The following is a 13,178-nucleotide window of genomic DNA, read 5'->3' as shown; positions in this document are numbered from 1 at the left end:
ATTCAGTATTGACCTTCATCGGTCACTGCGCTTTTTGCGGGATTCGTGCCAAAAACCGCTGAGTGGGCACTCCGCCATGACCGCGCATTTGCGCTACACTGCGCCGCTTGTGCAGATCGATAGAGTTTGAAGGACAACCATGACGTTCAAGGCGCCGGACAGCCTCGCCGAGCAAATCGCTCACCACCTCGCCGAACGCATCATTCGTGGCGAAATGAAGCCGGGAGAGCGCATCCAGGAACAGAAGGTCACGCTGGCGCTCAACGTCAGCCGCGGTTCGGTCCGCGAAGCCTTGCTGATCCTCGAGCGCCGTCACCTGATCGCGATCCTGCCGCGTCGTGGCGCCCACGTTACCGAGCTCACGCCGCACAAGGTGCAGAGCCTGTGCACGCTGATGAGCGAGCTGTACATCCTGCTCGGCAATTCCGTGGCCAACGGCTGGCAAGTGCAGTCGGACATGGCGCCGTTCGTACAGATCCAGCAGCGCCTGACCGCCAATTACGAACGCGGCGATATCCGCAGCTTCGTCGATGACAGCTTCGCGGTGATGCGCGCCGCCTATCCGTTTGCCAACAATCCGTACCTGCAAGAAACCGTCGAGAACCTCCAGCCGGCGATGAGCCGCGCGTATTTCCTCGCCCTCGAACAGCGCAAGGCGGAAATGAGCGAATTCCTCGAACTGTTCGAACGCTTGCTCGCCGCCGTACTCGCCCGTGATTTGCCGCAGATCCGCATCGTGCTCACGGCGTATGCCCAGCGCAGCTGCGATCTGGTGGTGTCTGCGCTGACGGTTGCCTGAGCGTGCGGCTGAAGTGCATCAAACTGGCGGGGTTCAAATCCTTCGTCGACCCGACCACGGTGAACTTCCCCAGTAACATGGCGGCGGTCGTCGGGCCGAACGGTTGCGGCAAGTCGAACATCATCGACGCCGTGCGCTGGGTGATGGGCGAAAGTTCGGCGAAGAACCTCCGTGGCGAGTCGATGACCGATGTCATCTTCAATGGCTCGACCAGCCGCAAACCGGTGAGCCAGGCCAGTATCGAACTGGTGTTCGACAACTCCGACGGCACGCTGCTCGGCGAATACGCCGCCTACGCGGAAATTTCCATCCGCCGCAAAGTCACCCGCGACAGCCAGACCACCTATTACCTCAACGGCACCAAATGCCGTCGGCGCGACATCACCGATATTTTCCTCGGCACCGGCCTCGGTCCGCGCAGCTACTCGATCATCGAACAGGGGATGATCTCCAAGCTGATCGAATCCAAGCCCGAAGACCTGCGTAACTTCATCGAGGAAGCCGCCGGCATCTCGAAATATAAAGAGCGCCGCCGCGAGACCGAGAACCGCATCCGCCGCACCCACGAAAACCTCGCCCGCCTCACCGACCTGCGCGAAGAACTGGAGCGCCAGCTCGAACGTCTGCACCGTCAGGCCGAGGCGGCGAAAAAGTATCAGGAACTCAAGGCCGAAGAGCGTCAGCTCAAGGCGCAACTGTCGGCGCTGCGCTGGCAGGACCTCAACGAGCAGGTCGGCCAGCGCGAGTCGATCATCGGCAACCAGGAAGTCAGCTTCGAAGCGTTGGTCGCTGAACAGCGTAACGCTGACGCCGCCATCGAACGCCTGCGTGACGGTCACCACGACCTGTCCGAGCGCTTCAATCTGGTGCAGGGCCGCTTCTATTCGGTCGGCGGCGACATCGCCCGGGTCGAGCAGAGCATCCAGCACGGCCAGCAGCGTTTGCGTCAGTTGCAGGACGATCTGAAAGAAGCCGAGCGCGCGCGTCTGGAAACCGAATCGCACCTGGGCCACGACCGCACGTTGCTGCTGACCCTCGGCGAAGAACTGGACATGCTCACCCCCGAGCAGGAAGTCACCAGCGCCGCCGCCGAGGAAGCCGCCGCTGCGCTTGAAGAAGCCGAAACCACCATGCACGGCTGGCAGGAGCAGTGGGACGCGTTCAACCTGACCGCTGCCGAACCGCGCCGTCAGGCTGAAGTCCAGCAATCGCGGATCCAGCAGCTGGAAAGCAGCATGGAGCGCCTGGCCGACCGGCAGAAGCGCCTCGCCGAAGAACGTGCGTTGCTGTCCGCCGACCCGGAAGACGCGGCGATCATGGCGCTCAATGAGCAGCTCGCCGAGTCCGAAGCGACTCTCGAAGATTTGCAGACCAGCGAAGAAGCGCAGGTCGAAAAGCTCGAACAACTGCGTCAGGAGTTGCAGCAGGCGTTGACCGCGCAGCAGCAGGCGCAGGGCGATCTGCAGCGGCTCAACGGGCGTCTGGCGTCGCTGGAAGCCTTGCAGCAGGCCGCGTTCGATCCGGGCACCGGCACCGCCGAATGGTTGAAGGAACACAATCTCGCCGAGCGTCCGCGCCTGGCCGAAGGCCTTAAGGTCGAGGCCGGTTGGGAGCTGGCGGTGGAAACCGTGCTCGGCGCCGATCTGCAAGCGGTGCTGGTCGACGATTTCAGCGGTTTTGATCTGTCCGGTTTCACCCAAGGCGATTTGCGCCTGCTCAGCCCGGCCAGTGATGGCGTGCGGGTGGCGGGCAGCCTGCTGGACAAAGTCGAGGCGCAGATCGATCTGTCGCCGTGGCTTGGTCAGGTCAAACCGGTCGACAGCCTTGAACAGGCGCTGGCGTTGCGCGGTCAGTTGAGCGCCGGGCAAAGCCTGATCAGCCGCGACGGCTATTGGGTCGGACGACACTTTTTACGCGTACGTCGCGCCAGCGAAGCGGAAAGCGGCATGCTCGCCCGTGGCCAGGAAATCGAAGACTTGCAGCTTGAACGCGAAGAGCGCGAAGCCACCGTCGAGGCCATGGAAACCCGCCTGCAAACCTTGCGCGCGCAACAGCGCCAGCAGGAAAACGGCCGCGAACATCTGCGCCGCTTGCTGCAGGACGAAGCGCGCCAGCAAGGCGAACTGAAAGCACAATTGTCCGCTGGCAAGGCCAAGGCCGAGCAACTGACATTGCGCCGCACCCGTCTCGATGAAGAACTGGTCGAGCTCGCCGAACAGCGCGAGCTTGAGCACGAGCAGGTCGGCGAAGCGCGCATGCAATTGCAAGAAGCGCTGGACACCATGGCGCTCGACACCGAGCAGCGCGAGTTGCTGCTGGCCCAGCGCGACAGCCTGCGCGAGCGCCTTGATCGCGTGCGTCAGGAAGCCCGGCAGCACAAGGATCACGCCCATCAACTGGCCGTGCGTTTCGGCTCGTTGCGCGCCCAGCATGACTCCACGCGACAGGCGCTGGAGCGTCTGGAGATGCAGGCCGAGCGTCTGACTGAAAAGCGCGAACAGTTGAGTCTGAATCTGGAGGAGGGTGAGGCGCCGCTGGAAGAGCTGCGTCTGAAACTTGAAGAACTGCTCGACAAGCGCATGACCGTCGATGAAGAACTCAAGACCGCGCAGATCGCCCTGGAAGACGCCGATCGTGAATTGCGCGACGCGGAAAAACGCCGCACCCAGGCCGAGCAGCAATCGCAGTTGATTCGCGGCCAGCTCGAACAGCAACGCATGGAATGGCAGGCGCTGACCGTACGGCGCAAGGCTTTGCAGGATCAATTGCTCGAAGATGGCTACGATCTCAACGGCGTGCTCGCCACATTGACCGCACAAGCCAGTGAACGCGAGGCCGAAGAAGAACTCGAACGCATCAACGCGCGGATTCAGCGCCTGGGTGCGATCAACCTCGCGGCCATCGATGAATACACGCAACAATCGGAGCGTAAACGTTATCTGGATGCGCAGGACGCCGATCTGGTCGAGGCGCTGGAGACGCTGGAAAACGTCATCCGCAAGATCGACAAGGAAACCCGCAACCGTTTCAAAGATACCTTTGATCAGATCAACGGCGGTTTGCAGGCACTTTTCCCGAAAGTTTTCGGTGGCGGGCGCGCGTATTTGGAACTGACGGGCGAAGATCTACTCGATACAGGGGTGACGATCATGGCGCAGCCGCCCGGGAAGAAGAACAGCACCATCCATTTGCTCTCCGGCGGCGAAAAGGCCCTGACTGCACTGGCCCTGGTTTTTGCCATCTTCAAGTTGAACCCGGCGCCGTTCTGCATGCTCGATGAGGTTGACGCGCCACTGGATGACGCTAACGTTGGACGCTACGCACGCCTGGTCAAAGAGATGTCGCAGACCGTGCAGTTCATCTACATCACCCACAACAAGATCGCCATGGAAATGGCCGAGCAGTTGATGGGTGTGACGATGCATGAGCCGGGCTGCTCGCGACTGGTGGCGGTGGATGTCGAGGAGGCGATGGCGATGGTGGATGCCTGAGTCGGTGTGGTGTCGGAATAGTTTTGGAGGTCTGTAGGACTTTTTACTGACATCGGCGGGATGGCCAATCGACATATTCGCGCAAGCCAAATGAGACAGACGGTGTAAAGTTGTCTTTGGTCGTGCTAGTTTAATGTCAATTTTTCGTATACGTGGGCAAAACGCCTGTCAGAACATAGAGTTGGCGCCACGTTTTAAAGCGGTTTACGCAGTGTAAACCCCTTATTTTTCAGCATTTTTTATAGAGGCACGGGATTACATGGAAATCGGTCTGCGCGAGTGGCTGATCGTCATCGGCATCATTGTGATAGCCGGTATTCTTTTCGATGGCTGGCGCCGTATGCGCGGCGGCAAGGGAAAGCTGAAATTCCGTCTCGACCGGAGCCTGTCCAATCTGCCGGACGAGGACACCAGCGCCGAGCTGTTGGGCCCGGCCCGCGTCCTGGACACGCACAAAGAGCCGCAACTGGACGAGCACGATCTGCCGTCGGTGAGCATGCCCAACCGCGAAGCCCGCGAGCCGCGTGAATCCGGTTCGAAACGTGGCAAGCGCGGCAGCAACGGCCCGGCGCAGGGCGACTTGAACCTCGACCTCGATCTGGACGGCGGCCCGAGCTTCAGCAGCCGTGACGACGATTTCGCCGAAGACAGCAAGCCTGCAGCGGCCGTGGCGGAAAAGATCAGCCGCAAGCCGAAGAAGTCCTGGTGATCAGCGTGATCTGCCGCGACCCGGCCGGCTTCAAAGGCCCGGCGCTGCTGCAGAATATTCTCGAAAGCGGCCTGCGTTTCGGCGAGATGGACATTTTCCACCGCCACGAAAGCATGGCCGGCAACGGCGAAGTGCTGTTCTCCATGGCCAACGCGGTCAAGCCGGGTATCTTCGATCTGGACGACATTGACCACTTCAGCACCCCGGCGGTGAGCTTCTTCCTCGGTCTGCCAGGCCCGCGTCATCCGAAGCAGGCCTTCGACGTGATGGTCGCGGCAGCCCGCAAGCTGTCCCAGGAATTGAACGGCGAATTGAAAGACGATCAGCGCAGCGTACTGACCGCCCAGACGATTGAGCATTACCGTCAGCGCATCGTCGAATTCGAACGCCGCGCATTGACCCAGAAGCGCTAAGGCCAGATCAAAAGATCGCAGCCTTCGGCAGCTCCTACAGAGGATCGCGATACTGTAGGAGCTGACGAGTGCAACGAGGCTGCGATCTTCTGGCCCCGCCGCCGATAATGGAATAAAACTGGAGCAGCCTCGGCTGCTCTTTTGCTTTATGAGAGAACACCCATGACCGCCGCCAAAACCCGCATTCTAGAGCTGCGCGCTGAGCTGGATCAGCACAACTATCGCTATCACGTTCTCGACGAGCCGAGCATTCCCGATGCCGAATACGACCGCTTGTTTCACGAGCTCAAGGCACTGGAAGCGGCCAACCCGGAACTGATCACCAGCGATTCGCCGACCCAGCGCGTCGGTAGCATGGCGCTGACTGCGTTCACTCAGGTGCGTCACGAAATCCCGATGCTCAGCCTCGGCAACGCCTTCGAAGAATCCGACATGCGCGAGTTCGATCGCCGCGTCAACGAAGGCCTCGACGTGCCGGCCGGCGATCTGTTTGGTGGCGGCGCGGCGGTGGAATACAGCTGCGAGCCGAAGCTCGATGGCCTGGCGGTCAGCCTGCTGTATCAGGATGGTCTGCTGGTGCGCGGCGCCACCCGTGGCGATGGCACCACCGGCGAGGACATCAGCGTCAACGTGCGCACCGTGCGCAATATTCCGCTGAAGCTGCACGGCGAAGGCTGGCCGGCGACGCTGGAAGTGCGTGGTGAAGTGTTCATGTCCAAGGCCGGTTTCGAGCGCCTCAATGCTTCGCAACTGGAAATCGGCGGCAAGACCTTCGCCAACCCGCGCAACGCGGCAGCAGGCAGCCTGCGCCAGCTCGACTCGAAGATCACCGCCAACCGGCCGCTGGAATTCTGTTGCTACGGCATTGGCCAGGTGTCCCACGATATTGCCGACACTCACATCGGCAACCTCAAGCAGTTGCAGAAGTGGGGCATGCCGATCAGTCACGAACTGAAGCTGGCCAAGGGCATCGACGAGTGTCTTGAGTATTACCGCGACATCGGCGCGCGCCGTAACTCGCTGGCCTATGAAATCGATGGCGTGGTGTTCAAGGTCAACAGCATTGCCGACCAGCGTGAACTGGGCTTCCGTGCCCGCGAGCCGCGCTGGGCGATCGCGCACAAATTCCCGGCGATGGAAGAACTCACCGAGCTGCTCGACGTGGAATTCCAGGTCGGCCGCACCGGTGCGGTAACTCCCGTGGCGCGCCTGAAACCGGTGAAAGTCGCCGGCGTCACCGTGGCCAACGCCACGTTGCACAACATGGACGAAGTCGCGCGGCTGGGCCTGATGATCGGCGACACGGTGATCATCCGCCGCGCCGGTGATGTGATTCCGCAAGTGGTGCAGGTAGTTACCGAGCGTCGCCCCGATGACGCGCGCCCGGTGGCCATTCCTGAAAGCTGCCCGGTGTGCGGTTCGCACGTTGAGCGCACGCAACTGGTCAAGCGCAGCAAGGGCAAGGAAACCTTCAGCGAAGGCGCGGTCTATCGCTGCGTCGGCCGACTGGCCTGCGGTGCGCAACTGAAACAGGCGATCATTCACTTCGTCTCGCGTCGGGCCATGGACATCGAAGGCTTGGGCGACAAGAGCGTCGAGCAACTGGTCGACGAAGGCCTGGTCAGCTCGCCGGCCGATCTGTATGCGCTGAAGTTCGACGACATCGTCGATCTGGAAGGCTTCGCCGAGGTATCAAGCAACAAGCTTCTCAAAGCCATCGAAGACAGCAAGCAACCGAGCCTGGCACGTTTCATCTATGCCCTCGGCATTCCCGATGTCGGCGAAGAAACGGCGAAGGTGCTGGCGCGTTCGCTGGGTTCACTGGAGCGCGTGCAACAGGCTTTGCCGCATGTGCTGACCTATCTGCCGGATGTCGGCCTGGAAGTGGCGCACGAGATCCACAGTTTCTTTGAGGATGCGCACAACCAGCAGGTCATCAGCGAATTGCTCGGCCATGGTTTGCAGATTCAGGATCAAGGCGAGTTGGGCGCCGAATTCGCCGCCAGTACCACGCTGGGCGGCTTGCTCGACAAACTGCACATTCCTTTCGTCGGCCCCGGTGGTGCGCAAAAACTCGCCGACCGCTTTGGCTCGCTGGAAGCGGTGATGAACGCTGACTGGCTGGATATGCGCCAGGCATTGCCAGAGAAGCAGGCCAACTCCGTGCGCGAGTTCTTCGCCTCGCCTGAGCATCGGCAACTGGCCGAGCGGGCCGAGCAGCAGTTGCGCGATTTCGGCATGCATTGGCAGAGCGAGAAGAAAGTCGTCGAAGGTCTGCCGCTGTCCGGGGAAACCTGGGTGCTGACCGGCAAGGTCGAACTGATGAGCCGGGATGTGGCCAAGGATCATCTCGAAAGCCTGGGTGCCAAGGTCGCCGGTTCGGTGTCGGCGAAAACCCATTGCGTGGTCGCAGGCCCGGGTGCCGGCTCGAAACTGACCAAGGCCAACGAGCTGGGTGTGAAGGTCATGGACGAGGAAGCGTTTATCGCCTTCCTCAAAACCCACGGCGTCGCTGTCTGACCGGATGAACCCCTGTGGTGAGGGGATTTATCCCTGTCCGGATGGACACCTGTGGCGAGGGGATTTATTCCCGCTGGGTTGCGCAGCGACCCCAGAACCCTGCGGCCGATCATTTTATCTGTATCGCGTGTACGGTTTTTTGCGACTGCTGCGCAGTCGAGCGGGGATAAATCCCCTCACCACAATGGTGCTATCACCCGGCTGCGCGGTTATGGGTGGGAACGATGTTGTCTTCAGAATGATCTAGTCTTGGCCAGTCCCAGGGAGAGATCGCCATGCACCGTTTTTTCGAGCAGCTCAGTTCCCGCATCATCGCGCCGTTCGTGGCCGGATCCTCGCGCAACAGCAAAGTCTGGCCGTGCCGTTGCGGCCAGTCGCTGTTCTTTCGCAACAGTCAGTGCCTGGCCTGTAACGCCTTGCTTGGCTATCAACCTGAACAAAGTCGCCTGACCTCGCTGCAGCCGGGGCCGGAAGAGGGCACCTGGACGCTCGACGTCGATCCCCACGCCGGTCTGTTCCGCCGCTGCGCCAACCTCGACATGCCCGCCGCGTGCAACTGGCTGCTGCCGGCCAACGATCACGACACCTTGTGCATCGCTTGCAGCCTTAACCGCACCATCCCTGATCTCTCCGTCGCGGAAAATCCCGAACGCTGGCGCAAGGTCGAAATCGCCAAGCGTCGACTGGTCGCGCAACTGATCACCCTCGGCTTGCCGGTCATCCCGAAAACCGTCGACGAAGAAACCGGATTGGCTTTCGACTTCATCGGTGTCGACCTCGAAGGCAACGCGCCGATGACCGGACATGCCAACGGCCTGATCACCCTCGACATCAAAGAGGCCGACGATGCGCATCGTGAGCAGGTCAGGGCGGCGATGCACGAACCTTACCGCACGCTGCTCGGGCATTTTCGCCATGAGGTCGGCCACTACTACTGGGATCGCCTCATCGCCAACGGCCCTTGGCTGGAGGCGTTCCGTAATCTGTTCGGCGACGAACGCGCCAGTTACGCCGACGCGCTGGACCGGCACTACCAGCAAGGCGCACCGCTGGACTGGCCGCAGCACTACGTCAGTGCCTACGCGACCATGCACCCGTGGGAAGACTGGGCGGAAACCTGGGCGCACTACCTGCACATGATGGACGCCGTGGATACTGCGCTGGGCTTCGGCATGAGCGCGCGGGAAATGGACTTTGACTATCAGCCGTTTCCGACCAGCACCCTGTACGACCCGGAGCACCCCGGCGGTGGCGCTTTCCTGTCATTCGTCAATGCGTGGATCGAGCTGGCGGGCATGCTCAACGAACTGTCGCGCAGCATGGGCCAGCCGGATTTCTATCCGTTCGTACTGCCGGCAGCGGCAATCGCCAAGCTGCACTTCATTCATCTGGTGATCCAGGATGCGGGCGGTCGCGCAGACGAAGTCCTGGCCCTGTAGAAGCTGGCGCAGGCTGCGATCTTTTGGCGTCACCGCATGTCCTTGAACCTGTTGGTATTTTTTATCTGCAACCAACGGTTGTAACTTCATCTCAGACAGGTACAATGGCGCGGCTCGCCGACAGGCAAGCGTCGTTATGGTGACCCCATCGGTCCCCCCGCAACGATTACCCGTGAACCTGGTCAGATCCGGAAGGAAGCAGCCACAGCGGGAACATTGTGTGCCGGGGTGTGGCTGGTGGGGGCACCACCTTAACGAACCAGCCAAGGCTTCAGACAGAACTGCATGGGTTTCGCCCACTGCGGTTTTTTTATGCCTGCGATTTGGCTAGTGGCGTTGCTCCGCCATCAGAAACGCGCGGATCAGCAGCACAGCGCCCCGGTACCCGTGCGGCTGTTGAAGGCGAACAGTGGCATACTCCCTCGCCTGGCATTGAGAGGTAAGGCAAGTGGGTGAAATTGACGATCTGACTCGTGAAAAACTGCGCGAATGGCAGATGCGGCGTCTGGAAGTCAAAACGCAGATGCAGGATCAGCCCGAGCGCACGCTGGAACTGTCGCGAGTGCTCGACCTGATGGATGAAGAACACGCTGCGATTCTGGCGGCATCTGCTGTTTTCAACGCGGCAGAAGAGCCTGAACAGTCGGTCCCGGTCGAGGCACAATCGGCGATCGTCGAGCACGCATCAGACTCGCTGACCGCAAAGTACGACCTGCAGCTGCAAGCCACCGCGCAAAACCCTGAACACCTGCGCAAACTGCTCGAAATGGCGCTCTACGAAGTGCAGGCGCAGATCGATGCGGCGGCGGTGGCCAGCGGCACTGAACGACGCGGCATGTCCGGCACGCTCGGCGGTTACTCCTTCGAGCTGCGCATCAGCCCCGAGGCCGACAGTGAAGGAAACTTGCCGCAGTCCCATGAAATGCCCGACGAGAATGACCAGGACTGATCTGGTGTTGTATTAAGGCCCAGGCGGCGAGGTTGTATGCACCCGGAACATTTTGATTTGGCCACCCCGGTATTTCTGCCCATCACCCATGATGTGTGTACGGCGCTGTTGCAGCCCGAGGGTGACGCGACACTCGCCAACCTGAGCGACCCGGAACTGGCGGCGGTGCTGGTCATCCAGAACCTTGCCCAGGCCACGGAAAAGGACCTGAGTGCCAGCGCAGCGGAGAAAATTCTCGCCAGACTCATTGACTGGTCTGTCACCTCCCGGCGCTCCGGATCGGCGGGACTGCTTGCAGAGGCGCGGCGTCTTTTCGATTCGCGCAAATTGTACTTCGGCCTCAATGCGCTCAAAGCCCTGAACCTGCGGTTTCTCATGGCCGATGAAGTCGCCGCACAGGAATATCTGTTGCCCGGCGGGCAGTGGGATGTGGACTACAAAATTCGCCATCAGCAACAGAACAATCCGTTCAGCCAGCAAATGGTCACGCCACGCGAGCGCGAGCACTGGTTAAGCGCGGCGCAGGACAAGCTGCTGCGAACCTTCCGTGCCAACCTCGACGAAGACCTGCACGTGCAGGGTTATGCGGGCATCGGCAAGAGTTACATGCTCAGCGCGCTGATCGAATGCCTGCGCTCGAAACGCACCCTGGTACTGGCGCGCACCCCGGCGAAACTGGCGACGTTGCGCAAGCACATCGTGCAGGTGCACGACACGGAAATTGGCCAGACCTTCTACGATTTTGCCCAGGCCCAGTTGCTTGGCCCCCGATCGCACATGGCCAGGACGCCAGCGCGGATCCCGAGCAGGCAGGCGCTGGCGCAGGAACTGAATATGTTCGGCTTTCGCCACCACGATGGGCAGGGCACTCTGGAGGTTTGTCTGCGCGTGCTGGAGCTGTATTGCGCCTCAAGAGATCACACGCTATCCGCCAGGCACCTGCCGCATTTTCAGCAGCCCTTGACCGGCGCAGACTCACAGGCGCTGCTGGAATATTCCAGTCGCCTGTGGGTGTATCTCGAGGCCAATCCGGCCTGGGCCAGCCAGAGCGGCTTTCCGACGTTGCTCATGATCAAGCGCGCCAGTCTGGCCGGTTGCCGCGTCCCGCCGCGCTACACCCATGTGATCATCGACGAAAGCCAGGACGTGCCGGCGTCGCTGCTGCAAATCATCGAGCGCGGGCAGCAGGTACTGATCACCCTCGGCGATGAGTATCAGCAGGCCACGGGCGAGGCGCCCAAGCGCAAGCGTGAAGTCCGCCAGAGCGATATCTGCTATTCGGTGCGTTCGGGGCGCAATGTCGAGCGCCTGGTCAATCCGCTGATCTCGCGCCACACGCACAAGAGCAAAGTGCCGTTCGAAGGCGCTCGTCACGCCGACGTCGATATCGAGTACTACCCGCAAGCCTTCGTGCCGCCCGAAGGTTGCGTGGTGCTGACCGCGTCACCCTGGGACACGATGATGTGGGCCATCCATCTGCACGACTCCAGTTGCGCCTTCAGTTTTCCCGACAGGGAAGCGCAGGACGACATCAAACATTTCATGACCACCGCCATCGAACTGTTCCGCCGCGATTTCTACAATGCCGGGTCCAGCGAGAAAGGACCGCACCCGTATTTCAGCGACATGGCTGATTGGCAGCAGGTGCGCGCCGCCAACCAGTTCGATGAGGCTTTCTTGTGGATCGAGGCGCAGTTGCAAAACGGCTTCATGATTGCCGACCTGACTCGCCTGAGCCAAAAGATCATCGAGCCAGGCAAAGCCTGCCTGTTGATGATGGCCGAGCGGGCTGGCGGCATGGAGTTCAAGCGCGTGCTGTTGACCCGGACGTTGCTCAGCAACGAGAAATTCAAGGATGCCTACGAGTTCGATCAGCGCATCTGTGCCGTGTACATCGCCGTGTCCCGTGCCCGGCAGCAGCTTTATCTGCCTTACGACGTGGTCGAGTGGATCGATTATCACCACAGCCGCGAGCCGAAATTCCGCGAGTCGCACGGTTATTGACCAGGCCAACCCTGTGGGAGCTAGGGTGTGGTTGAAGAGGCGCCGGTGTACAACCTGATTATGTCGTCGATCTCGCCGGACATTTTCATGCGCAGCAACGTTCGTAAAATCCGCTGCACCGGCACGTTCGGGTCGTTCCTCACATAGCAGCCGATATTCTGTTCCTGCAGCACCGCGACCCCTTGCAACTGCTGCTCCGGCAGCAGGCGTTGATTGATCCAGTCCAGGGTCCACTGATTGCTCACCGCATAGCGATATCGCCCGGCTAGGAGCTTTTCCAGTACCTGTTCCTGATTGCGCGCGTCTTCGCGTTGCAACTGGTCGGCGTCAAACAGCGGTTGCAGGGTAGGGTAGCTGTAACCGAGGACGGTGCCGATGGCCTGGCGCGGCAGCCGGGCGGGATCGATCTGCGCCGGTTGTTCCTTGCGGCTGATCAGCAGGTCGCGCTGGAACCACAACGGCACGCTCCAGATGTAATCGCCGGACTGATTCGGCAGCCACGACTGTGCGGCATAGCAGCGCACGTCGATGTCGCCGTGCTCCATGGCGCTCTGTACCCGAGCGCGCGGCAGGACGACGAATTGCGCTGGCGCGCCGACCTGGGTCGCCAGGCTGAGCAGGACGTCATGCAGGATGCCCTGGGTCGGTCTGCCGCCTTGCAGTTGCACCATCGGCATCGCCCAACTGTCCGGCACGGCGAAGCGCAACGGCGCTTGCGCTGCCATCGCGTTGAGGCTGATACCCAGCAATGCCGCCACGGCCCACCGCATAGACGCTCCGGTAATTCCTCGTCCCGAGCTGATAAAAGCCTCTGCTGATGCAGCTTAGCCATATTAGACGAGGACACCGGATGC

7 protein-coding genes, 1 other RNA gene and 1 pseudogene are annotated in these 13,178 nt (G+C 61.1%); 8 read left to right on the top strand and 1 reads right to left on the bottom strand.

The features are described from left to right. Window positions 1–139: 139 nt before the first annotated feature. From ACZZ0K_RS14700 to ACZZ0K_RS14665, 8 genes and pseudogenes are all read left to right on the top strand, one after another. Window positions 140–799: a GntR family transcriptional regulator gene (locus tag ACZZ0K_RS14700; protein ID WP_039763015.1), complete on the top strand. Its 660-nt coding sequence runs from the start codon at window positions 140–142 to the stop codon at window positions 797–799. A 2-nt stretch (window positions 800–801) separates the two neighbouring features. After that, window positions 802–4,290 carry a chromosome segregation protein SMC gene (gene smc, locus ACZZ0K_RS14695; RefSeq protein ID WP_258707846.1) on the top strand — a complete coding sequence of 1,163 codons (3,489 nt, stop codon included), beginning with the start codon at window positions 802–804 and terminating at the stop codon, window positions 4,288–4,290. Between the two features lie 259 nt (window positions 4,291–4,549). Further along, window positions 4,550–5,412, top strand: a pseudogene (gene zipA, locus ACZZ0K_RS14690) (cell division protein ZipA). Window positions 5,413–5,574: 162 nt separating this feature from the next. Further along, window positions 5,575–7,932: an NAD-dependent DNA ligase LigA gene (gene ligA / locus ACZZ0K_RS14685; protein WP_056784201.1), complete on the top strand. Its 2,358-nt coding sequence runs from the start codon at window positions 5,575–5,577 to the stop codon at window positions 7,930–7,932. 275 nt (window positions 7,933–8,207) lie between these two features. Beyond that, complete coding sequence (locus tag ACZZ0K_RS14680; RefSeq protein WP_258707847.1) at window positions 8,208–9,371, top strand: zinc-binding metallopeptidase family protein; 1,164 nt, start codon at window positions 8,208–8,210, stop codon at window positions 9,369–9,371. A gap of 146 nt (window positions 9,372–9,517) precedes the next feature. After that, window positions 9,518–9,614, top strand: an RNA gene (gene ffs, locus ACZZ0K_RS14675) — signal recognition particle sRNA small type. 205 nt (window positions 9,615–9,819) lie between these two features. Continuing rightward, window positions 9,820–10,320 (top strand): hypothetical protein, encoded by a 501-nt coding sequence (locus ACZZ0K_RS14670; protein WP_258707848.1) that lies wholly within the window; start codon window positions 9,820–9,822, stop codon window positions 10,318–10,320. A 36-nt stretch (window positions 10,321–10,356) separates the two neighbouring features. Further along, window positions 10,357–12,324 carry a hypothetical protein gene (locus ACZZ0K_RS14665; protein WP_258707849.1) on the top strand — a complete coding sequence of 656 codons (1,968 nt, stop codon included), beginning with the start codon at window positions 10,357–10,359 and terminating at the stop codon, window positions 12,322–12,324. A 20-nt stretch (window positions 12,325–12,344) separates the two neighbouring features. Here the strand turns inward: ACZZ0K_RS14665 and ACZZ0K_RS14660 are convergent, their stop codons facing one another. Further along, window positions 12,345–13,094: a substrate-binding periplasmic protein gene (locus ACZZ0K_RS14660; RefSeq protein ID WP_206420728.1), complete on the bottom strand. Its 750-nt coding sequence runs from the start codon at window positions 13,092–13,094 to the stop codon at window positions 12,345–12,347. Between the last annotated feature and the right edge of the window lie 84 nt (window positions 13,095–13,178).

It is taken from the genome of Pseudomonas sp. AC255, assembly GCF_979258175.1.
This window is presented reverse-complemented; position numbering and strand designations above follow the sequence as displayed.

What these genes read in the sequence shown, in the direction of transcription:
- ACZZ0K_RS14660 (WP_206420728.1), bottom strand. Translation starts at nt 13,094, where the DNA reads ATGCGGTGGGCCGTGGCGGCATTGCTGGGTATCAGCCTCAACGCGATG.
- ACZZ0K_RS14680 (WP_258707847.1), top strand. Translation starts at nt 8,208, where the DNA reads ATGCACCGTTTTTTCGAGCAGCTCAGTTCCCGCATCATCGCGCCGTTC.
- ligA (WP_056784201.1), top strand. Translation starts at nt 5,575, where the DNA reads ATGACCGCCGCCAAAACCCGCATTCTAGAGCTGCGCGCTGAGCTGGAT.
- ACZZ0K_RS14700 (WP_039763015.1), top strand. Translation starts at nt 140, where the DNA reads ATGACGTTCAAGGCGCCGGACAGCCTCGCCGAGCAAATCGCTCACCAC.
- ACZZ0K_RS14665 (WP_258707849.1), top strand. Translation starts at nt 10,357, where the DNA reads ATGCACCCGGAACATTTTGATTTGGCCACCCCGGTATTTCTGCCCATC.